Annotated in this window: 22 protein-coding genes; 14 read left to right on the forward strand and 8 right to left on the reverse strand. The window is 62.8% G+C overall.

Features of this window, described 5'->3' with window-relative positions; genetic code table 11:
• The 6 genes from F3Y30_RS14655 to F3Y30_RS14680 all read right to left on the reverse strand — a co-directional run bounded on the left by F3Y30_RS14655 (position 1) and on the right by F3Y30_RS14680 (position 5,677).
• Entirely contained in the window at positions 1-1,620 is a 1,620-nt protein-coding gene (locus F3Y30_RS14655) for a molybdopterin-binding/glycosyltransferase family 2 protein (RefSeq protein ID WP_203423399.1), read from the reverse strand.
• Positions 1,617-2,318: an XdhC family protein gene (locus F3Y30_RS14660; protein ID WP_203423400.1), complete on the reverse strand. Its 702-nt coding sequence runs from the start codon at positions 2,316-2,318 to the stop codon at positions 1,617-1,619. The genes F3Y30_RS14655 and F3Y30_RS14660 overlap by 4 nt, the downstream gene beginning before the upstream one ends.
• Positions 2,318-2,650 carry an XdhC family protein gene (locus F3Y30_RS14665; RefSeq protein WP_203423401.1) on the reverse strand — a complete coding sequence of 111 codons (333 nt, stop codon included), beginning with the start codon at positions 2,648-2,650 and terminating at the stop codon, positions 2,318-2,320. Before F3Y30_RS14665 ends, F3Y30_RS14660 begins: the two co-directional genes overlap by 1 nt.
• Positions 2,650-3,912 (reverse strand): VWA domain-containing protein, encoded by a 1,263-nt coding sequence (locus F3Y30_RS14670; RefSeq protein WP_203423402.1) that lies wholly within the window; start codon positions 3,910-3,912, stop codon positions 2,650-2,652. The genes F3Y30_RS14665 and F3Y30_RS14670 overlap by 1 nt, the downstream gene beginning before the upstream one ends.
• A 3-nt stretch (positions 3,913-3,915) precedes the next feature.
• On the reverse strand, positions 3,916-4,791 hold the full coding sequence (locus F3Y30_RS14675) for a MoxR family ATPase (RefSeq protein ID WP_203426627.1): 876 nt from the start codon (positions 4,789-4,791) through the stop codon (positions 3,916-3,918).
• A gap of 94 nt (positions 4,792-4,885) precedes the next feature.
• A complete protein-coding gene (locus F3Y30_RS14680) occupies positions 4,886-5,677 on the reverse strand; it encodes a flavin reductase family protein (protein WP_348649845.1) in 792 nt (263 codons plus the stop codon).
• Between F3Y30_RS14680 and F3Y30_RS14685 the strand changes: the two genes are divergently transcribed.
• The 6 genes from F3Y30_RS14685 (at position 5,637) to purB (ending at position 11,138) form a co-directional block, all read left to right on the forward strand.
• A complete protein-coding gene (locus tag F3Y30_RS14685; RefSeq protein WP_203423403.1) occupies positions 5,637-6,728 on the forward strand; it encodes an ABC transporter substrate-binding protein in 1,092 nt (363 codons plus the stop codon). The two genes, F3Y30_RS14680 and F3Y30_RS14685, sit on opposite strands and share 41 nt — an antisense overlap.
• A 12-nt stretch (positions 6,729-6,740) precedes the next feature.
• Positions 6,741-7,739: a P1 family peptidase gene (locus F3Y30_RS14690; protein WP_203423404.1), complete on the forward strand. Its 999-nt coding sequence runs from the start codon at positions 6,741-6,743 to the stop codon at positions 7,737-7,739.
• A gap of 87 nt (positions 7,740-7,826) precedes the next feature.
• Entirely contained in the window at positions 7,827-8,504 is a 678-nt protein-coding gene (gene rpe, locus F3Y30_RS14695; protein WP_203423405.1) for a ribulose-phosphate 3-epimerase, read from the forward strand.
• Positions 8,505-8,524: 20 nt separating this feature from the next.
• The gene (locus F3Y30_RS14700) at positions 8,525-9,238 is read left to right on the forward strand and encodes a DUF2259 domain-containing protein (RefSeq protein WP_203423406.1); all 714 of its coding nucleotides are present in this window, start codon (positions 8,525-8,527) and stop codon (positions 9,236-9,238) included.
• Positions 9,235-9,768, forward strand: coding sequence for a hypothetical protein (locus tag F3Y30_RS14705; RefSeq protein ID WP_246752752.1), 534 nt, complete (start codon positions 9,235-9,237; stop codon positions 9,766-9,768). Before F3Y30_RS14700 ends, F3Y30_RS14705 begins: the two co-directional genes overlap by 4 nt.
• Positions 9,769-9,830: 62 nt before the next feature.
• A complete protein-coding gene (gene purB / locus F3Y30_RS14710) occupies positions 9,831-11,138 on the forward strand; it encodes an adenylosuccinate lyase (protein WP_203423407.1) in 1,308 nt (435 codons plus the stop codon).
• A gap of 152 nt (positions 11,139-11,290) precedes the next feature.
• On the opposite strand, the gene F3Y30_RS14715 is transcribed toward purB, so the two are convergent.
• Positions 11,291-12,097: a DUF2189 domain-containing protein gene (locus F3Y30_RS14715; protein ID WP_203423408.1), complete on the reverse strand. Its 807-nt coding sequence runs from the start codon at positions 12,095-12,097 to the stop codon at positions 11,291-11,293.
• A 166-nt stretch (positions 12,098-12,263) separates the two neighbouring features.
• Here F3Y30_RS14715 and F3Y30_RS14720 point away from each other — a divergent pair, with 166 nt between their 5' ends.
• Together F3Y30_RS14720 and F3Y30_RS14725 are read left to right on the forward strand one after the other, a co-directional pair.
• Positions 12,264-12,824, forward strand: coding sequence for an alpha/beta hydrolase (locus F3Y30_RS14720; RefSeq protein WP_203423409.1), 561 nt, complete (start codon positions 12,264-12,266; stop codon positions 12,822-12,824).
• A gap of 116 nt (positions 12,825-12,940) precedes the next feature.
• Entirely contained in the window at positions 12,941-15,535 is a 2,595-nt protein-coding gene (locus tag F3Y30_RS14725; protein ID WP_281435385.1) for an EAL domain-containing protein, read from the forward strand.
• A 63-nt stretch (positions 15,536-15,598) separates the two neighbouring features.
• On the opposite strand, the gene F3Y30_RS14730 is transcribed toward F3Y30_RS14725, so the two are convergent.
• Complete coding sequence (locus tag F3Y30_RS14730) at positions 15,599-15,913, reverse strand: DUF1476 domain-containing protein (protein ID WP_203423410.1); 315 nt, start codon at positions 15,911-15,913, stop codon at positions 15,599-15,601.
• A gap of 230 nt (positions 15,914-16,143) precedes the next feature.
• On the opposite strand from F3Y30_RS14730, the gene purC reads away from it, so the two are divergent.
• From purC to purL, 6 genes are all read left to right on the forward strand, one after another.
• The gene (gene purC, locus F3Y30_RS14735) at positions 16,144-16,908 is read left to right on the forward strand and encodes a phosphoribosylaminoimidazolesuccinocarboxamide synthase (protein ID WP_203423411.1); all 765 of its coding nucleotides are present in this window, start codon (positions 16,144-16,146) and stop codon (positions 16,906-16,908) included.
• 61 nt (positions 16,909-16,969) lie between these two features.
• Entirely contained in the window at positions 16,970-17,212 is a 243-nt protein-coding gene (gene purS, locus F3Y30_RS14740) for a phosphoribosylformylglycinamidine synthase subunit PurS (RefSeq protein ID WP_203423412.1), read from the forward strand.
• Positions 17,213-17,321: 109 nt separating this feature from the next.
• Positions 17,322-17,993, forward strand: a complete 672-nt coding sequence (gene purQ / locus F3Y30_RS14745) for a phosphoribosylformylglycinamidine synthase subunit PurQ (RefSeq protein ID WP_203423413.1) — start codon at positions 17,322-17,324, stop codon at positions 17,991-17,993.
• Positions 17,994-18,040: 47 nt separating this feature from the next.
• Positions 18,041-18,442: a hypothetical protein gene (locus tag F3Y30_RS14750; protein WP_203423414.1), complete on the forward strand. Its 402-nt coding sequence runs from the start codon at positions 18,041-18,043 to the stop codon at positions 18,440-18,442.
• A gap of 25 nt (positions 18,443-18,467) precedes the next feature.
• On the forward strand, positions 18,468-18,818 hold the full coding sequence (gene arsC / locus F3Y30_RS14755) for an arsenate reductase (glutaredoxin) (RefSeq protein WP_203423415.1): 351 nt from the start codon (positions 18,468-18,470) through the stop codon (positions 18,816-18,818).
• 146 nt (positions 18,819-18,964) lie between these two features.
• Positions 18,965-21,202, forward strand: coding sequence for a phosphoribosylformylglycinamidine synthase subunit PurL (purL, locus tag F3Y30_RS14760; RefSeq protein ID WP_203423416.1), 2,238 nt, complete (start codon positions 18,965-18,967; stop codon positions 21,200-21,202).

A 21,202-nucleotide genomic window follows, 5' to 3' on the forward strand; every position in this document is an offset into this window, starting at 1 on the left:
CTATCCCTTCAGCACACCGCCGGCCGCAAGCACCGCTTCGGGCGTGTCGACATCGACCTGGGCGGCTTCGCCGATCTCCACGTCTATCACGTCCACGCCCGAGGCCTCGATGATGTTGCGTGCTCCGACTTCGCCCTCCAGGCGATTGATCGCCGGAAAGGTGGAACGCGGGAGAATGACGGGATTGCCGCGTTTTCCACCGGAGACTGCCCTGACGATCGCGCTGCCTCCCGCCTGCTCGAACGCGTCCATCAACGCGCGCAGATCACTGTCTGTCACATGCGGCATGTCAGCCAGTAGAACAAGGATGCCGTCCGCCGTCCCGCCCGCCAGGCCGAGCCCGCATTGAAGGGACGTCGACATGCCCTGGGCGTAGTCGGGGTTGCGTGCGACCTCGACGGGAAGACCGGCAAGCGCGGCCTCGACATCGGAAGCCCGATGACCGGTCACAATGACGACCCTTGCAGGCCGCGCACGCAGGGCAGCCTCGACCGAGCGGCGCACCAGGGGCTCGCCATCGAACTCCGCGAGCAGCTTGTGCCGCCCGTCGCTGCCCATGCGGCTCGCCTTTCCCGCCGCGAGAACGACGACCGCAACGGAGAGCGGCCTGACGGCCGGCTCGTGCAGATCGCGGGGGCGCGGTCGCGTCTGGATCTCTGCAAGCAGTCCCCCGACGCCGAGCCCGGTGATCTCTTCCCTGCCCGGCCGCTCGCCGGCGAGAATGCGGTTCAATATCCAGTCGAAGCCGTTCTCCTTCGGGCTGCGCGCGCAGCCGGGAGCACCGAGTACCGGCACGCCGCCGATACTGCCAAGGACCAGGAGGTTTCCGGGATCGACCGGCATGCCGACGTGCTCGATGTTGCCGCCTGCAGCACGGATCGCAGCCGGAATGACGTCGTCCTCGTCTGCGACCGCCGAAGCGCCGAACACGACCACCATGCCGTTTGCGCGCGCCAGGGGAGCAAGTGCCTCCGCAAGTGCCGCCGCCTCATGGGGAACGCGGACTTCCGAGACTACGCGACTGCCGGACACCGACAGGCGGTGCTCAAGCAGCCGGCGCGTCTTGTCCATGACTGATGTCTTCAGCGAAGGCAGTTGCGTCGCGATCAACGCGACATCGAGCGGCTTGAACGGCTTGACCAGCAAGGCTTCATCATCTCGCAGGATCGCCGCTGCCTTCTCCGCGAGGCGCCCTGAGACGGCAAGCGGTATGATCTTCACCGTCGCGACCATATCGCCTGACTGCACCGGCACGTGGTCGGGAAGGGTCGCGATCGTGATGGCAGGATCGATCCTGTTGAACCGGTCAACAATGTCGCGCCGGGCGACAAACAGGCCGTCGACCTCGGAATAGATGTTGACCCGACCTGTGGCCGGCACGCTGAACCGCAGATGATCCGGCGCGATTGCATCCGAGATGAGGCGCGCGGCCTCGTTCTCGTCAATGTCTCCCGCTTCCAGCCGTGCTGCAATGACCTTTGCAATACCGGCGGCGGCAAGCGCCCGACAGTCAGCCTCGTCAATCACATGCCCCTTGGAGAGCGACACGCCGTTGGCGCGAACACTATGGGCGAGGATGGCGCCTCTGGCCTCCTCCACCGGCACCTCTCCGAAAATCATGGCCGAAGCTCCGTGCCGAGGTCGCGCCTGCGGAATGACTGTATGATATCGGCAAGCACGGCAACCGCGATCTCGGCGGGGTTGGCGGCGCCGATGTCGAGGCCGATGGGCGCAGATATGCGTGCCATGACGTCCTCTTCGACGCCCTCGGCCTTCAGCCGCTCCACTCTGTTCGCATGCGTCTTGCGGCTTCCGAGAGCGCCGACATAGAAGCAGCCGGACGCGAGCGCCTCCTTCAGCGGAAAGTCGTCGATCTTGGGATCGTGCGTCACTGCGACCAGCGCCGTATAGGCGTCCAGCGGACGCTCGGGCAGGACGTCCTGAGGCCAGTCCGCGATCAGCTCTACGTCCGGGAAACGCTCGGGCGTGGCAAAGGCCGTGCGTGGATCGATGATCGTCAGGTCGAAGCCTGCAACCTTCGCCATGACCGCAAGGGCCTGGCTGATGTGCACGGCGCCGATGACGACGATCCGCGCGGGCGGCAGGTGAACGTTGAGGAAGAAGGTGCGGCCCTCGATCTCGACCATTCCGGACTTGCCCGACCGGAAGGCGGAGGCGATCGCCTCCCCCAATGCGCCGGCGACGGGATCGCTCTCGCGGATCACCCGGTCGCGGCCATCGCCAAGATCGGTGAGGTGAACCACCGCACGCCGGGCGTGCCGTTCCGCATTGAGCTTGCGCAGCAATGAAGGATCCATCAGCCAACACGCTCCACATAGACGCGGATGCGCCCGCCGCAGGAGAGCCCCACCCGCCAGGCCGTCTCGTCAGCGACCCCGAACTCCAGCATGCGCGGCTGGCCGCCGGCTATGACGTCCGCGGCCTCCGCGATCACCGCTCCCTCCACGCATCCTCCGGAAACGGATCCGTGAAAGTTGCCCTCGCCGTCGATCACGAGATGGCTTCCGACCGGACGCGGTGCGGAGCCCCAGGTTTCGACTACGGTCGCCAATGCCACTTCTCGGCCATCGTCCATCCACCGCTCCGCGATAGCCAGCGGATCGAGCGCATCGGCTGCAACCTGTTCCATCAATTCCTCCCAATGGAATGAAGTGCCATGTACCGCCGCGGATCTGCATCCGGCGAGCGGCTACCCGAGAGGGCGGCGACAAGATCGGTCATCGCCTCAAGATTGTGCACCGATCGGAATTCGTCAACATGCGGCAGCATGGCGCGGACGCCGCGGGCGCGAGCCTCGAAACCCTCGAACCGCAGAAGCGGGTTGAGCCATATAAGGCGGCGGCAGGAGCGGTGGAGCCGATCGATCTCCCGCTCCAGCACGTCGATACCTTCACGCTCAAGTCCATCGGTGATCAGGAGCACGACCGCCCCCTGCCCGAGAACCCTGCGCGACCACATCCGGTTGAACTCGCGAAGTGTTTCTCCAATCCGGGTTCCTCCCGACCAGTCCCTTACCGTCTGAACGCACTCGTCCACCGCCTGGTCGGGATCGCGATGCCGCATCTGGCGCGTGACGTTGGTAAGCCGCGTACCGAACAGGAAAGTGTGAACCCGCCGTCGCTGCTCACTCAGCGCATGGAGGAAATGCAGGAAGATCCGCGTGTACTGGCTCATGGAACCGGAAATGTCTGCAAGCACGACCAGCGGCGGATGCACCATCTTCGGCTCGCGGTGGCGAGGCAGGATCAGCGCGCCGCCGGTCTTCATCGCCTGTCGCATGGTCGACCGTGGGTCGATGGCAAGCGCGCGGCTGCTCGGGCGGAACCGCCGCGTCCTTACCTCATCGAGCGGCAGCACGAGGGAAGCGATCGCCCGCTTGGCCTCGGAAAGTTCCCGGCTCGTCATCTGGGCGAAATCGGTACGCCTGAAGATCTCGCTCACGGAACTGGTGAATCGCGCGTCGATCTCGACGTCCGGCTCGTCGCGTTCCCGCACATTGTCCTGCTTGCCGCCGAACAGCGCATCGGAGACGCGCGTCTCTCCGGCCTTCCGTTTCTCCCGCTCCTCATGGCGGGCAACGACAGGCGACATCATCGCGATCATCTTCTTCACAAGGTCGCGGGAACGCCAGAACAGACGGAAAGCCTCGTCGAAGACGGCCTGGTCCTCATGGCGCTTGACGAAGATGCATTGAAGCGCGGTGTAGAACTCCTCGCGCTCGCCAATTCCAATCGCTTCCACGGCCTCGATGGCGTCTGCGACCGCTCCTGGGCCGATCCGCAAGCCTGCCTTGCGCAGGGCGCGCGCGAAGAACAGGATATTGTCCGCGAGCCTTCCGTCACCGCTTGGTGGCGCAGAGACCAACAGACCGTCGGTCGCCGGACCGGACATCGCTCACCCCGCCACTGCCAGGCCGGACTTCACCTCTTCGAGAAGTTTCCGGCCTTCGCCGGAATCGATGCGGGCGATGTCATCCTGGTACTTGAGGAGTGTGCCGAGCGTGTCCGAAAGCGTCTCGGGATCAAGCGCCATCCGATTGAGCTCCGTCAGCGCCGTGGCCCAGTCTATGGTCTCGGCGACACCGGGGTTCTTGAAGAGATCGAGAGTACGCAGCTTCTGCACATAGGCAACGACCTGGCGCGACAGTGTCTCGTTGCAGTTGGGCACCTTCCTGCGGATGATTTCCAGCTCCTGATCCGCCTTCGGATAGTCAACCCAATGATAGAGGCAGCGGCGCTTGAGCGCGTCGTGAACCTCGCGGGTGCGGTTGGTGGTGATGATCACGATCGGCGGCTCTTCGGCGCGTATGGTTCCGAGTTCCGGCACCGTTACCTGGAAATCGGAAAGCACCTCGAGCAGAAAAGCCTCGAAGGCTTCGTCGGTCCTGTCGAGTTCGTCGATGAGGAAGACCGGCGCCCGTCCGTCAGGCGACGAAAGTGCCTGCATCACCGGGCGGCGGATGAGGTAGCGGTCGGAGAAGATGTCGGACTCGATGCGTTCCCTGTCCGTCGTTCCGGCGGCCTCCGCCAGGCGGATCTCCAGCATCTGCGCCGGATAGTTCCATTCATAGACGGCAGACGCGACGTCGAGCCCTTCGTAGCACTGGAGGCGGATGAGCGGACGATTGAGAGCCTTGGCCAGCACCTTGGCGATTTCGGTCTTGCCGACGCCTGCTTCGCCTTCGAGAAACAGCGGCCGTTTCATCCGAAGTGAAAGGAAGAGCACGGTTGCGAGTGAGCGCCCTGCGAGATAGTTCCCGCTCGCAAGCATTTCGAGCGTTTCGTCGATCGACTGCGGCAACGTTCCGCTCTTGTAGGCCAAACTGCTTCCTCCGCCCCGGGGTCAAGGCCCCAGCGTCAGGAACTTATATCGTCCGATATCCCCGGTCCATATAGAGGAGCGGCGGTTTTTGCGTCCCGAAGTTCACGGCGACGACCTCGCCGAAGAGGATCATATGGGTCGCCATGACCTTCACCTCTATCAGGCGGCAGTCGAAAACGGCGAGTGCGTCGGAAAGCGCTGGCGCACCGGTGACAAGCTCGCCCCAGGAAAAACGCGCGAACCGTTCCGCAGGTGTCAGCGGCTCCCGCCCGGAGAAGACATTGGCGACGTCCTCCTGGTCGGCAGAAAGCGTGTTCAGCGCGAAGCTGCCGCTTTTTTCAAAGATCGAATTGCTCGGATTGCGCGCGTTGAGGCAGGCAAGAACGGTTGCCGGATTGTCAGAGACGGAGCAGGCGGCCGTGATGGTGACGCCGCGCCGCTCGCCCTCATGCGCAGCCGTAATGACCTGCACATGACCTGCGTAGCGGCTCATGGCATCGCGATAGAGCGACGGGTCCATCATCAACCTGTCCAACACGTCAGTCTCCTCTCTCCGCACCGAATACATTGAGATAATGAAAAAATCCAAAATACCAAGCATTAAAGCGTGGCGCTGTATCCCTGCCATCGTCTCGCCAATCCCTGACAGTCGTCCGCAGCGACAGCTTTCATCAGGGCCCGGCCCCTTCGGGGCAACTGCCAAATCTCCAACTTTCTCTTTGACGTTGTAAGATCCGCTCGTAAAAGGATCTGGAGCCAAGAGGAAAGCCTTCCGCCATCGAGTGCAGGAAAACATGATGCCACGCAAGCCCATCATCACGCTTCTCTTTGCCATGCTGCTTGCGGCCCCTCCTGCGGCAGCCGAGACGGCGACGATCGCAGTGGTCGCGCCGAAGGACGGACCGCTCTCAATCATCGGCCGCCAGGTCTTCGACGGCGCGCGCTTCGCGGCAATGGCATCGGGCATCGAAGTTGTCGAGATCGGCGAGAGTTGCGAGGAAGACGGAGACGAAGGCATTGCAGCGGCCGTAAAGGAGGCAAACGCCCGCGCGGTGATCGGTTTTCTCTGCACCGAAGGCTTGGAGAAAGCGCTTCCCCAGTTCGCTGAGGCCGGCATTCCCGCGCTGACGCTGTCGGTGCGCTCCGGTATCGTCATGGAAGATGCCCTGAAAAAGAAATGGCCTCTCTTCCGTCTTGCCCCTGGCCCGAATGCGGAAGCTGAGAAGGCTGTCGAGGTCATGACCCGCGACTGGAAGGCCGAGCCCTTCGCCCTCATCGATGACGGGACGATCCGCGCCCGGGAACTCGTTGAAGCGATCCGCGGGAAACTGGAGCTTGTGGGCATGAAGCCCATCTTCGTCGATACCTTCCGTCCGGCCCAGGAACAGCAGATCGCGCTGGTGCGGCGGCTGGCAAAGTCGGGCGCGACCCACGTCTTCGTCGGCGGCGACCGCACCGATACGGCGATCATTGCCCGCGACGCCAAGGCGGAAGAAGTGCCGCTGGCAGTCCTTGGTGGAGAGGCCATGATAGCTGCTGACGAGCCCGTCCCCATGCCTCAGGGCGTCCAGGCGATTGCGATCCCTGACTATGAGACATTGCAGGAAGGTACCGCAGTCGCCGCGCAGATGCGGGAGAACGATATCGTGGCGGAAGGGTATGCCCTGCCCGCCTACGCGGCCGTAACGATCGCCGCCGAGGCGTTGAAGACGGCCGAGAGCGAGAATCGTCCGGTCGCCGAGGCCTTGATCGACCACAGCTTCCAGACCGTGATCGGACCGGTCGGTTTCACCGCCCAGCATGAGTTGCGCGACAATCCTTACCGGCTGCTCGAATGGCGCGAAGGCGGTTTCGTTCCCGTTCCTCCCGCCTCTGCCAACGATTGAGACGCTTGTGACATGGCTGCGGGCCCCAACAATCTCATAACCGACGTCCCCGGCATCCTGGTCGGGAATGCTTCCGATGCTCTCCTGAAATCCGGCGCGACCTGCGTCCTGTGCGAGGAACCGACGATCGCGGCAGTGCAGGTGCTGGGCGGCGCTCCAGGAACCCGCGAGACGGATCTGCTGGAGCCGCACAACACGGTGCAGACCATCGACGCGCTTGTTCTGTCCGGCGGATCCGCCTTCGGGCTCGATGCGGCCGGCGGAGCGCAGGCTGCGCTGAGAGAAATGGGGCGCGGGTTCTCGATCGGGCCGCTCCGGATTCCAATCGTGCCGGCAGCGATCCTGTTCGACCTCCTGAACGGCGGGGACAAGAACTGGGGGCAATATTCCCCCTATCGTGAGCTGGGATACGAGGCCGCGCGGTCTGCCGCACGCCACTTTGCCACCGGCACGGCAGGTGCGGGCACGGGTGCGACGACCGCGACGTTCAAGGGCGGGCTCGGCTCGGCGTCGACCGTGCTCGCGAACGGCATTACCGTCGGCGCCCTCGTTGCCGTCAATGCGCTTGGTTCGGCCACGATCGGCAGGACCCGGCACTTCTGGGCGGCCCCGTTCGAGGAAGGAAGCGAATTTGGTGGGATGGGCATGCCTTCCCCCTTTCCCGGAGATGGTCGCGACGTGCGCACGAAACTCGGCGCGCGTACCAGCACCGAGAACACGACCATCGCCGTCATCGCGACCGACGCAAGGCTCACGAAATCCGAAGCAAAACGGCTTGCGGTCTCCGCACATGACGGCTTCTCGCGTGCGCTCTGGCCATCGCATACGCCGCTGGACGGTGACCTCGTCTTCGCGCTCGCCACGGCGAAGACCGGGGGCCTGCTGGAAACGGAGGATTTCATCGACCTTTGCTCGGCCGCCGCCGCAACCATGGCCCGCGCCGTCGCGCGGGGCATTCACGACGCATCACCGGCGCCGGGGGACCTGCTGCCAAGCTGGAACGCATCCTGATTGGTGCCATCGGGAATCGATCATTGTAGCGCTTCGCCCGCGATGCTATGGGCTGGCCACCTCGTCCCAGCCTTTCGGAGCCCGAACATGACCCGACCGATCCGCATCGCCCCGTCGATCCTCGCCGCCGACTATGCGAAACTTGGCCAGGAAGTCCGCGATGTCGTCGCCGCTGGCGCAGACTGGATCCACCTCGACATCATGGACGGCCATTTCGTCCCGAACATTTCCTTCGGTCCCGATGTCATCAAGGCGCTGCGCCCGCATACCGACGCCTTCTTCGACTGCCATCTGATGATCGCCCCGGCGGATCCCTATCTCGAAGCCTTCGCCAAGGCCGGCTGCGACAGCATAACGGTGCACGCGGAAGCCGGGCCCCATCTCGATCGCTCGATCCAGGCCATCAAGGCGCTTGGAAAGAAGGCCGGCGTATCGATCAATCCGGCGACACCCGAGAGCGTTCTCGACTACCTGCTCGACAAGATCGACCTCGTTCTCGTCATGACGGTCAATCCCGGGTTTGGCGGCCAGAAGTTCATTCCGGCCATGGAGGAGAAGATCCGCCGGGTCAGGGCAATGATCGGCGATCGCCCCATCGAACTGCAGGTCGACGGCGGCATCACGATCGATACGATCGCGCTGCCGGCCAGTGCCGGCGCCAATGTCTTCGTCGCCGGTTCGGCGATCTTCAGCGGCGGCCATGTTGACGCCTACCGCAAAACCATCGACAGTCTTCGCAGTGCTGCGGAACGAGGACGCATGTGACCCATCGCAGGAAAATCGCATTGGCTGCGACCCTTCTGGCACTGCCGCTCGCAGGCCAGGGTCACGCGGGCGACTTCGCCCACTTCCAGCCGATCGGATTTTCCGCCGATGGCAAGGTCTTCGCCTACGAGGAGTTCGGCATAGAAGACGGATCGGGTTCCGCCTACTCGACGGTCTATTTCGTCGACACCGTCAAGGATGCCTATCTGCCGGACACCCCCCTTCGCGTCCGCCTCGAGGAAGGCCATGGCGGATTGGCGCAGGCGCGCTCGAAAACGGCGGAGCAGGCTCGACCGCTCGTGGAAGAATTCGAAATGCGCGATCATCCGGGCCAGGTGGTCGCGCTCAATCCCTATACCGAACTTGGCCCGGCACCCAACAGCATCCGGTACTATGCATTCCCCATGGAGCCGAGAGTCGGCAAGCCGTACACGCTCGCGCTGAGCACCATCACCCTTCCCGCCCCCGAGCGCTGCAAGCCCTTTCTCGACAAGGGTGTCGGTTTCCGCCTGGAGCTGACGGAACGCTCCGGTACTCCGACCTCGGAGGTTGTGCACGAGGATACGCGAGTCCCGGACAGCCGGAGATGCCCGACTGGCTATCGGATGGCGGGCGTCGTGACGGGCAACCATCTCGGCAACCCGGTTCATGTGGCGATGATCATGGTCCTGAGCCTTGGCTTCGAGGGCTCTGACGGCCGATGGATCGCAGTTCCGGTCAGGCCTGGCACATGACGGTGGAGAAGATTGCTTCCGTAAATTCTCGCGATGCGCATGCACAGTCGACCCCTTCCGTTGCCCTGACCTCCCTTCCCTGGCAGTTGGGCTGCAGCATTGCCTGGGGCGCGCTCATGGTTTTCTCGGCGCTGGCCTCGCTCTATCTGCGCAATGGCCTGCAGACGTTCCATCTCGCGGCGCTGATGCTTGTATTCTTCGGCGGCGGTGCGCTTGCCTGGCCCGTCGTCGTACTGCTCGCACGTAAGCTTGTGCGCTACCGGCGCCTCGAAACCCGCTTTGCGGCCTGCTTCGTCCTGCTTTCGATCGGTACGATCGGGATGACGGCGCTGCTTTTCGCCCTGAACTATCGCTATTTCTACGCCCAGTGGCATGAGCCCTTCGGCACGCGGATATGGCTCTATCAGTTCATCGCGACGTCGCTCGGCGCCGCCTATCAGTTTGCCGTCATGGGAATGAGCCTCTATCTTCCTGTCGGCCTCCCCATTCTGGCCGCTGCGAGCCTGTGGCTTGCAAAAGCCATGCGTTGAGCTTCGCGGCCATCTTTGCTACAGGGGCGCCAACACTTTTCCCCAGAGAAAGCAGAAAGCCGATGATCCCCCGCTACTCCCGCCCGGACATGGTCGCCATCTGGTCGCCCGAAACGAAATTCCGCATCTGGTTCGAGATCGAGGCTCACGCCTGCGATGCGCTTGCAGAGCTCGGCGTGATCCCCAAGGAGGCGGCGAAGACGATTTGGGACAAGGGCGGCAAGGCGACGTTCGATGTTGCCCGCATCGACGAGATCGAAGCCGTTACCAAGCACGACGTCATCGCCTTCCTGACGCACCTCGCCGAGATCGTCGGTCCGGACGCACGCTTCGTCCACCAGGGCATGACCTCGTCCGACGTCCTTGACACCTGCTTCAACGTCCAGCTCGTGCGCGCCACGGATATCCTCCTCGCCGATATGGACAAGCTCCTCGAGGCCCTCAAGCGCCGCGCCTTCGAGCACAAGGACACGGTGACGATCGGCCGTTCTCACGGAATTCACGCCGAGCCGACCACGTTCGGGGTCAAGCTCGCCCTCGCCTATGCCGAATTCGAGCGGTGCCGCCAGCGTCTCGTGGCTGCACGCGAGGAAGTCGCGACCTGCGCCATCTCGGGCGCGGTCGGCACCTTCGCCAACATCGACCCGCGTGTCGAGGAACATGTCGCAAAGGCCATGGGCCTTGCCGCCGAGCCGGTCTCGACGCAGGTCATCCCCCGTGACCGGCACGCCATGTACTTCTCGACCCTCGGCGTCATCGCCTCGTCGGTCGAGCGCCTGGCGACGGAAATCCGTCACCTTCAGCGCACGGAGGTCCTGGAAGCGGAGGAGTATTTCTCGCCGGGTCAGAAGGGCTCCTCGGCCATGCCGCACAAGCGCAATCCGGTCCTGACGGAAAACCTGACCGGTCTTGCGCGCATGGTGCGCTCCTACGCGATCCCCGCCATGGAGAACGTGGCGCTCTGGCACGAACGCGATATTTCCCACTCGTCCGTCGAACGGATGATCGGCCCCGACGCCACCATCACGCTCGACTTCGCGCTGGCACGGCTGACCGGCGTAATCGACAAGCTTCTGGTCTACCCGGAGAATATGTTGAAGAATATGAACAAGTTCCGTGGACTTGTTCATTCACAACGTGTGCTTCTCGCCCTCACCCAGGCGGGCGTTTCCCGCGAGGACAGCTATCGCCTCGTGCAGCGCAATGCGATGAAGGTCTGGGAACAGGGCAAGGACTTCCTGGAGGAGCTGCTGGCCGACCCAGAAGTGCGGGCAGCACTTTCCGAGGAAGATATCCGCGAGAAGTTCGACCTCGGCTACCACACCAAGCACGTGGACACGATCTTCGGGCGGGTGTTCGGCAAGGCCTGAGCCGACATGCCGGCACTCGGCCGGCCACGGAAATGTAGATCGTAAAATAGGCGATGGAGCCAACGGCACCATCGCCTTACATTTAACTGACAGTCTGTACGCGGGTATTCATTCGGAGCGCGAATGTTGGTCGCGCGCGGTCGGCGGCCCGTTCAGCGCTTGAGTGGGACGACCACCAGCTTACGATAGAGGTGCCAAGTGGCATGCCCGAGGATCGGCATGATCACGGCGAGCCCGGCAAAGATCGGGATTGTTCCGATAACAAGTCCTGCAGTCACGATCAGGCCCCAGACGGCAATCGGGACCGGGTTTGTAAAGGTCGCGCGCAGGGACGTGTCGAGGGCAGAGACAACGCCGACGTCGCGATCGAGAAGCAACGGGAAGGCCACGACGGTGGTGGCAAGGACCACGACGGCGAAGCAGAATCCGATGGCATTGCCGGCGATCATCATCATCCAGCCTGCTTCCGTGTGCAGAACCTGGTTCAGGAACGTCCCAAGCGACCGCGGAGCTTCCTCACCGAAGAAATGGGTGTAGACCCCCTGGGCGACGAGCAGCCAGGCGATGAACAGCACAACCAGCATGAAGCCGATCGTCAAAATCGCCGGAAGTGCCGGAGAGTGGCGGACCCTCAATGCATGTTGCCATGACGTGTCCATGCCGATCTCGCGCCGGCGGCTGATTTCGTAAAGGCCAAGGGCGAAGAACGGACCGAGCAGCGCAAAGCCGGCCATCAGCGGAAACATGAGCGGAAGCAGGTTCGCGCCGGAACTCCACGTCATCAGGACGACGCCCGAAATCGGATAGATCAGACATAGGAAGACATAGTGCGAGGGCTTCTCGCGGAAGTCGTCGAGACCCTTCGCGAGCGCATCCCACACGTCTGCCACGGAGATCTTGCGCACCACGGGGTGTGCGACCTCGGCGTTTGGACCTGCCATCACATGAAATGCCGTCATGACCATTCCTCCATCCGGGTTGGAACCGTCACGGCGTCATCCGCAGACGACGAGCGCATCGCCGCCACGGATTGACCGTGACTGGCACGCAGAAATTCTAGCATCGCTGCGCGCAATTGTCCTCCCCTCTTGACTTCGGCCGAACGCGAACGCACATGCGCCCATCATGAAAGCATCGGAAGCAGATATTCTCATCGTCCCCGGCTACACGAACTCCGGCCCGGACCACTGGCAGACGCGTTGGCAATCCAAGCTCGCGACAGCACGGCGCGTCGAGCAGAAGGAGTGGTCGAAGCCGGTCCGGGAAGATTGGGTCGAGCGGCTCGTCGAGGAAGTCGAGGCTTGCACCCGCCCTGTCGTGATCGTCGCCCATTCGCTTGGGGTGGCGACCCTCATCCATGCCGTCCCGCGCATAGGTCACAAGGTATCAGGCGCCTTCCTTGTCGCGCCCCCCGATGTGGCCAATCCCGAGATCCGTCCGAAGCACCTGATGACCTTCGGCCCCTATCCGCGCGATCCGCTGCCCTTCCCGTCGCTGATGGTGGCAAGCCGCAACGATCCGTTCGGAAGCTACGAGCATGCCGATGACATTGCCAACGCCTGGGGCTCCTTCCTGGTCGATGCGGGCGAGTCCGGGCACATCAATGCCGAGTCCGGTCACGGTCCGTGGCCCGAGGGCACGATGGTGTTTGCCCAGTTTGTCAGCCGGTTGAAGTCGGGGCAGTAGCAGGCCACGGCAATCCTTGGCGTGGCCCCGGGTGCCCCGCCGGACACGGCGTTAATGGGAACTTCACGAAGATTTTCGACTATCCTGCAGTTCGGCAAACGCAGGCACCCTCGCCCATGGTCAATTCATACGCTACGCACAGCACGCAGCGCACCCGGGCGGGGCAAGCGGCACTCTTCCTCCAATGTTTCGAGCATTCCGCCTTCGGGATGGCAATCATCGATCGCGAAGCCCGTATTCTTGGGGCAAATTGCGAACTGAGACGCCTTTTCGGCCAGGAAGATACAAGCTTTTCCAGGAGCTTGCTGGAGTCTATTGCCACGAAGGATCGGCCCGTCGCGGTCCTTGCCGTCGCAAATGCGCTCGAGACAAGACCCGTCTCAACGCCTTGCGAAATCCGGCTCATCTCCTCGGAGGGGGTCGAACGCTGGGTCCTGCTGTCGTTCACGCGAATGGTATCTCCCGATGGTGACGACGATCTGCTCGTAGCCCAATGCGCCGAGATCGATGCGTACCGACGCCGTGAACTCGAGCTATCCGAGCGCGAGGCGCGTTGGAACGACGCCCTTGAGAGTGCCGGCCAGGGTGTCTGGGATCACGACTTTTCACGCAACAGGCTGTTCTACTCCAGGCAGTGGCGTGCGATGCGGGGCATCGGCCCTGACGAGGAAATCGACGGCTCGCTGGACAATTGGATCAACACTGTTCATCCCGAAGATCGCGAGCGCGTTGTCGCGGAGATCCGTAAGCAGGAACGCGCCGAGACAGCCTTCAACGTCTTCTCCTATCGCGAACGCCACAGGGACGGCCGTTGGATATGGATTGAATGCCGCGGCGCCGTGGTGGAGTATGACGAAAAGGGCGTGCCGTCGCGCATTGCCGGTACTGATACGGACATCACGGAGAGAAAGGAAGCCGAGGAATTCCTTGCCCACGTCTCCCGCCGGCTGGAACTCGCCCTGGAGATATCGCGCATCGGCGTCTTCGAAGCCAACCTCACGACCGGTCTCCTGACCTGGGACGATCGCCTGCTGCAGATGTACGGCAAGCAGGGCGACGTCGCGAGTGCGCTGGATTGGCATCGAAGCCTCCACCCCGCGGACCGCCAGCGTGCGATCGCCGTCGTCGAAGACGCGGTGGCGAAGTGGGAAGCCTACAGCAACGAATTCCGCATCGTCCGCGGCGATGGCGAGGTCCGCTACATTCGCTCGCGCGGCGCGCCCTTTGTTGATCCGAACGGGGTACCGAAGCTGATCGGCGCGAACTGGGACGTGACCGACGACGTGCGTCTGCAGGAAGAGCTGCAGCGCGCGAAGACGCTTGCCGAAGCGCGAAACGAGGAGCTGGAACTCGCACGGGTCCGCATCGAATACACCGCGCTGCACGACCACCTCACAGGGCTTCCGAACCGTCGCTTCCTCGATGCGAGGATCGACGAATGTGCGAAGCGCGCGGCCACGAGTGGCGCGCGCATCGCTATCCTCCACATAGATCTCGATCGCTTCAAGGAGATCAACGATACGCTCGGGCACCAGGCCGGCGATCGCATGCTGATGCACGCCGCCGAGGTCCTGAAGGAGCACGCCGGCCCCGGCGATTTCGTTGCCCGCGTGGGTGGAGACGAATTCATCTTCCTCTCCTCCGATACGGCCGGCCGGAACCTTGCGACACTCGCCGACGGGATCGTCGCCGCCATGCGCCAGCCGGTCATCTTCGACGGGCATGTCTGTCGCTTCGGGGCAAGCATAGGGATTGCCAGCGGCATCGGACCGGCGATCGACGCACGTCAGCTCCTGATCAACGCGGACCTTGCCCTCTACAGGGCGAAGAACAAGGGGCGCAGCCGGCACGAATTCTTCACCGCGGAGATTCAGACCCAGATCATCGTCAACAAGCAGACGGCGGACGAGATCCTCAGCGGAATTGAGCAAAACCGCTTCCTGCCGTTCTACCAGCCGCAGTTCTGCGCAAAAACGCTCGACATCGTCGGTGTCGAGACACTCGCCCGATGGGACCACCCGCTGCGGGGCATTCTCAGCCCGGACAGCTTCCTCAAGATTGCCGAGGACATCAACGTCGTCGCCACCATCGACCGGATCGTTCTGGAAGCTTCCCTCGCAGATTTCTCCCGCTGGTCGCACGCAGGCATCGGCATACCGAGACTGTCGGTGAACGTCTCTTCCCGCCGGCTCCACGATCCGGATCTTGGACTCACGCTTCGGGGGCTGGCGATACAGCCGTCGACCGTATCGTTCGAATTGCTGGAGTCGATCTTCCTCGACGACTGCGACCGTGTGGTGGTCGAGAACCTCGCAGAAATCCGGCGCCAGGGCATCGACATCGAGATCGACGATTTCGGAACCGGCCACGCGTCGATCGTCAGCCTGCTCAAGCTGAAACCCCGGCGCCTGAAGATCGACAGGCAGCTCATACGGCCGATCAGTCGCTCGGCGGAGCAGCGTCGCCTTGTCGCCACCATCATCGAGATCGGGCGTTCGCTTGGTATCGAGGTGATCGGCGAAGGGATCGAAACGACGGCGCACGCGCAAATCCTGCGCGATCTCGGTTGCGATATTCTACAGGGGTACGGTCTGGCGCGCCCCATGCCCGCGAGCGCAGTCGAGCCGTTCGTGGCCGCACAGGAATGGCGGCGGAACATGGCGTCAGCCCACGAGCTGCAGGAAGATCTTCGCCGCTCCATGCGACGTTGATCGCAAGAAAAAGCCCGCTCCAACGAATCGAAGCGGGCCTGATATTCGGTTTTCGCTTGCTGATCAGCTTTGCTGGATCTGGGTGATCGCTACGGCGAGCAGCTCAACCATCTGCAGCCGAATGTCGTCTTCGCTGCGTACGATGCCGGCCGCATCGAAGTCCGCCTTGATCTTGCGCACGACGTCCTCGTGTCCGACTTCCTCGAAATCGGCAGCGACGACTTCCCGGGCGTACGCATCCGGGTCGCTCTTGTTCAGAAGACCGGCAGCCCACAGGCCGACGAGCCTGTTGCGGCGTGCCTCCGCCTTGAACTTCAGTTCCTCGTCGAAGGCGAACTTGGCTTCGAAGGCCTGTTCCCGATCCTTTAGACTAATCATGTGCGAACTCCCATAGATTCATAAGACCGCTTGGCCTTCTTCCCATAAACCAAAAGCCCGGCAAAAGTGCAATGCGAAGTTTGGCCGAAGCATGGCCAACACCTCCGCAGCCTCGTAAAACAGGGGATCGGGCGTCAGCGTGATTGTGAAATGATCGCAATTCGTTTATGCAGCCGGAAAAGTACTCACACCTGCGCTACCCAAGAGCGCCACAAACGAGATAAAATCCAATGAACCGTCGCCGCCGTATTTACGAAGGCAAGGCCAAGATTCTCTATGAGGGTCCCGAGCCAGGCACGCTAATCCAGTTCTTCAAGGATGACGCCACCGCCTTCAACAAGAAGAAGCATGATGTCATTGACGGCAAGGGCGTGTTGAACAACCGGATTTCCGAGTACATCTTCACGCATCTGAACAAGATCGGCATCCCGACCCACTTCATCCGCCGGCTCAACATGCGCGAGCAGCTGATCAAGGAAGTGGAAATCATTCCGCTTGAGGTCGTCGTGCGCAACGTTGCCGCCGGCTCGCTGTCGAAGCGCCTCGGCATCGAGGAAGGCACGGTACTGCCTCGTTCGATCATCGAGTTCTACTTCAAGGCCGACAATCTCGACGACCCGATGGTCTCGGAAGAGCACATCACCGCCTTCGGCTGGGCAAGCCCGCAGGAGCTCGACGACATCATGGCGCTGGCAATCCGCGTCAATGACTTCCTCTCGGGCCTCTTCCTCGGCGTCGGCATCCAGCTGGTCGATTTCAAGATCGAGTGCGGCAGGCTCTACGAAGGCGACATGATGCGCATCATCATCGCCGACGAGATCTCGCCGGACTCCTGCCGTCTGTGGGACATCGCCACCCAGGAAAAGATGGACAAGGACCGTTTCCGCCGCGACCTCGGCGGTCTGGTCGAAGCCTATCAGGAAGTCGCGCGCCGTCTCGGCATCATCAACGAGAACGAACCGCCACGCGGAACCGGCCCGGTTCTCGTGAAGTAGTCTTGAGAGGCGGACAGTCGTATCGACCGCCGCCCGGTTACATGAGTTTGAAGAGGAAGACATGATCAAGGCACGCGTAACGGTAACGCTCAAGAACGGCGTTCTCGACCCTCAGGGCAAGGCCATCGAGGGTGCGCTTGGCGCGCTGGGTTTTGGTGGCATAGGGCAGGTTCGTCAGGGCAAGGTCTTCGACCTTGAAGTTGACACCGCCGACCGCCTCCAGGCCGAAGCTGACATCAAGGCCATGTGCGAGAAGCTGTTGGCGAACACGGTGATCGAGAACTACACTATCGCTCTGGTTTAAGGACCTCGGGAACGACACGGCGGTGGAACGCGGCTCGCCTCGACCGCATAGACGACCGCCCCGAATTCCGCGAAGTGGCAGAAGCACAAACAAGGTTTGAAGCACACCCATGAAATCCGCCGTCGTCCAACTCCCAGGCCTGAACCGTGACCGCGACATGATCGCGGCACTCACCAAGATTTCCGGCAAGGAACCGGTCACCGTCTGGCAGACCGAAACCGAGATCCCGGATGTCGACCTGATCGTCATTCCTGGCGGGTTCTCCTACGGCGACTACCTGCGCTGCGGAGCGATCGCCGCGCGCATGCCGGTCATGCAGGCGATCAAGGCCAAGGCGGAAGCCGGCGTGAAGGTCCTCGGGGTCTGCAACGGCTTCCAGATCCTATTGGAGGCAGGTCTTCTGCCCGGCGCCCTGATGCGCAATGCCTCGCTCAAGTTCGTCTGCCGGGAAGTCAGGCTCGAAGTCGCCAATGCCGACACGGCCTTCACCCGCGCCTACGCAAAGGGCCAGGTCATCCGCTGCCCGGTCGCCCACCACGATGGCAACTACTTCGCCGACACCGAGACGCTGAGGCGCATCGAGGGCAACGGGCAGGTCGTGTTCCGCTATGCGGAAGGTACGAACCCCAACGGATCGCTTCACGATATTGCCGGAGTGATGAACACGAACGGCAACGTGCTCGGCCTGATGCCGCACCCGGAAAACCTCATCGAGGCAGCGCACGGCGGTTCTGACGGCCGCGGGCTTTTCGCTTCAGTACTCGACGTCGTCGCCGCTTAATCCCACCCTGTCATCGCGGCGCATGGCGTCGAAACATGAGGACGGCAATGCGCCCTTTCCCTTCCCTGCGCGCCCTCGCTGCACCTGCCCTTGCAGCAACCGCCCTGCTTGTCGCCGCTTGCCAGTCGGCACCACCGGCGCCGAAGGCGAGCACCGCCGCCCTTCCGACCATGGAGCGTGTCGCGCTCGGCGCGAACGCCTGCTGGTTCAAGTCGGGCGACCCGGCCTTCAAGCCCTATCGTCTCGCACCTGAACTGAACTCTTTCACCGGTCGCCCGCGTATCCTTCTCGTCCATCGTCACTCGCCGGAATCGCGCCCGCTTCTCGTCGTTCAGGCAGAGGGCAATCCCGCCAAGATGGCGGCGTTCGGCCCGCTGATGAACGAACCTCTGGCAACGCGGATCGCGACCGACGTCAAGCGCTGGGTCTCCGGCGCGAGCGGCTGCTGAGCCGGCGCTACGGACGATTTCGGGCATGACCACGATCCAGATCCTGCACAACCCGCGATGCTCGACATCGCGCTCGGTCCTCGCGATGATCCGTGAAGCCGGCCACGAGCCGGATATCATCGAGTATCTGAAGGCGCCGCCGTCCCGTGAGGAGATGGTAGCGCTTCTCGTCGCGCTTGATCTTTCGCCGCGCGATGTGCTGAGACGCAAGGAGCCTCTCGTCAAGGAGCTGGGTCTCGACGATCCGGCACGCACCGATTTCGAACTCCTGACCGCAATGTTGGAGCATCCTGTGCTGATCGAACGCCCGATCGTGCTCACCAAGACCGGCGCCCGCCTGTGCCGTCCCAAGGAAAGGCTTCTTGAAATCCTGTGATCGGATTACCCTGCCGCAAATGCGGACCGCCCGTCCGGCACGCCTGATAGTCCTTCGTCGCTAAGGAACGCTCATTTTCCAGTCGCGCTATCACCGTCGATGCGCTATATCCCCGGCAAAGCGCCTCCCACCAGTTTGTGAGACCGATGACCATTTCCAACACCCGCCCCATCACCCCCGACCTCATCGCATCGCACGGCCTCAAGCCGGACGAATATGAACGGATCCTCTCGCTGATCGGGCGCGAGCCGACCTTTACCGAACTCGGGATCTTTTCGGCCATGTGGAACGAGCACTGCTCGTACAAGTCCTCGAAGAGATGGCTGCGCACGCTGCCCACCAAGGGGCCGCGGGTCATCCAGGGACCGGGTGAAAATGCTGGTGTCGTGGACATCGACGACGGCGACTGCGTGGTCTTCAAGATGGAGAGCCACAACCACCCGTCCTATATCGAGCCCTACCAGGGCGCGGCCACCGGCGTCGGCGGCATTCTTCGTGACGTATTCACCATGGGTGCACGACCGATCGCCGCGATGAACGCGCTTCGCTTCGGCGAGCCGGAACATGCGAAGACCCGTCACCTCGTCTCCGGCGTCGTTGCAGGCGTCGGCGGCTATGGCAATTCCTTCGGCGTACCGACCGTCGGCGGCGAGGTCGAGTTCGATCCCCGCTACAACGGCAACATCCTGGTCAACGCCTTCGCGGCCGGACTGGCGAAATCCGATGCGATCTTCTACTCGAAGGCCGAAGGCGTCGGCCTGCCGGTGGTCTATCTCGGCGCGAAGACGGGCCGTGACGGGGTCGGCGGCGCGACAATGGCTTCAGCCGAATTTGATGAATCGATCGAAGAGAAGCGCCCGACCGTCCAGGTCGGTGACCCCTTCACCGAGAAGTGCCTGCTGGAAGCCTGCCTCGAACTGATGCAGACCGGCGCCGTCATCGCCATCCAGGACATGGGCGCGGCGGGCCTCACCTGCTCGGCCGTGGAAATGGGCGCCAAGGGCGACCTCGGCATCGAGCTCAATCTCGACCTCGTGCCCGTCCGCGAAGAGCGCATGACCGCCTACGAGATGATGCTGTCAGAGAGCCAGGAGCGTATGCTCATGGTGCTGAGGCCAGAGAAGGAAGAAGAAGCCAAGGCCATCTTCGTCAAGTGGGGCCTCGACTTCGCGATCGTCGGCAAGACGACGGACGACCTGCGCTTCCGCATCCTGCACCAGGGCGACGAAGTCGCAAACCTGCCGATCAAGGAACTCGGCGACGAGGCTCCCGAGTACGACCGTCCGTGGCGCGAACCGGCGAAGCTTTCGCCGCTGCCCGCTTCGCTCGTCACGGAGCCGAACGATTACGGCCTCGCGCTTCTAAAGCTTGTCGGTTCGCCGAACCAGTCGAGCCGCCGCTGGGTCTATGAGCAGTATGACACGCTCATCCAGGGCAATTCGCTGCAGGTACCGGGCGGCGACGCAGGCGTCGTGCGCGTCGAGGGTCATCCGACGAAGGCACTCGCCTTCTCCTCGGACGTGACCCCGCGCTATGTCGAGGCGGATCCCTTCGAAGGCGGCAAGCAGGCGGTGGCCGAGTGCTGGCGCAACATCACGGCGACGGGCGCAGAACCGCTCGCGGCAACCGACAACCTCAATTTCGGCAATCCCGAGAAGCCGGAAGTCATGGGCAAGTTCGTCAAGGCCATCGAAGGCATCGGCGAAGCCTGCCGTGCCCTCGATTTCCCGATCGTGTCCGGAAACGTCTCGCTCTACAACGAGACCAATGGCGTAGCCATCCTTCCAACACCGACGATTGCAGGCGTGGGCCTCCTTCCGGATTGGTCGGCCATGGCGAAGATCGGCGGCGCGCAGGAAGGCGATCACCTCATCATGATCGGTACCGACGGCAGCCATCTCGGCAGTTCCGTCTACCTGCGCGACATTCTGGGCATCATCGACGGACCGGCTCCCGAGGTCGACCTCTATGCCGAGCGCCGCAACGGTGAATTTGTTCGCTCGGCGATCCGCAACGGCCAAGTGACCGCCTGCCACGACATCTCGTCTGGAGGTCTGGCCATTACGCTGGCGGAGATGACCATCGCCTCCTCCAAGGGTCTGCACATTGACCTGTCGGAGTGCTCCGGGCCGGCGCATGCGCTGCTTTTCGGCGAAGACCAGGCGCGATACGTCATTGCGGTCCCGGCAGATCTGGCAAACTTCGTCTGTGCCAACGCGGAAGGTGCGGGCGTACCCTTCCGTCGTCTCGGAACCGTGCAGGGCGTCGATCTCGTGATCGACGGTCTCCTCTCCCTCTCGATTGAGCAATTGCGCGACACCCATGAATCGTGGTTCCCTGAATTCATGGATGGCAGCAGCAACGCTGCTGCCGCTGCGGAATAA

The organism is Sinorhizobium sp. BG8, assembly GCF_016864555.1.
In the GTDB taxonomy this organism is placed as follows: Bacteria; Pseudomonadota; Alphaproteobacteria; order Rhizobiales; family Rhizobiaceae; genus BG8.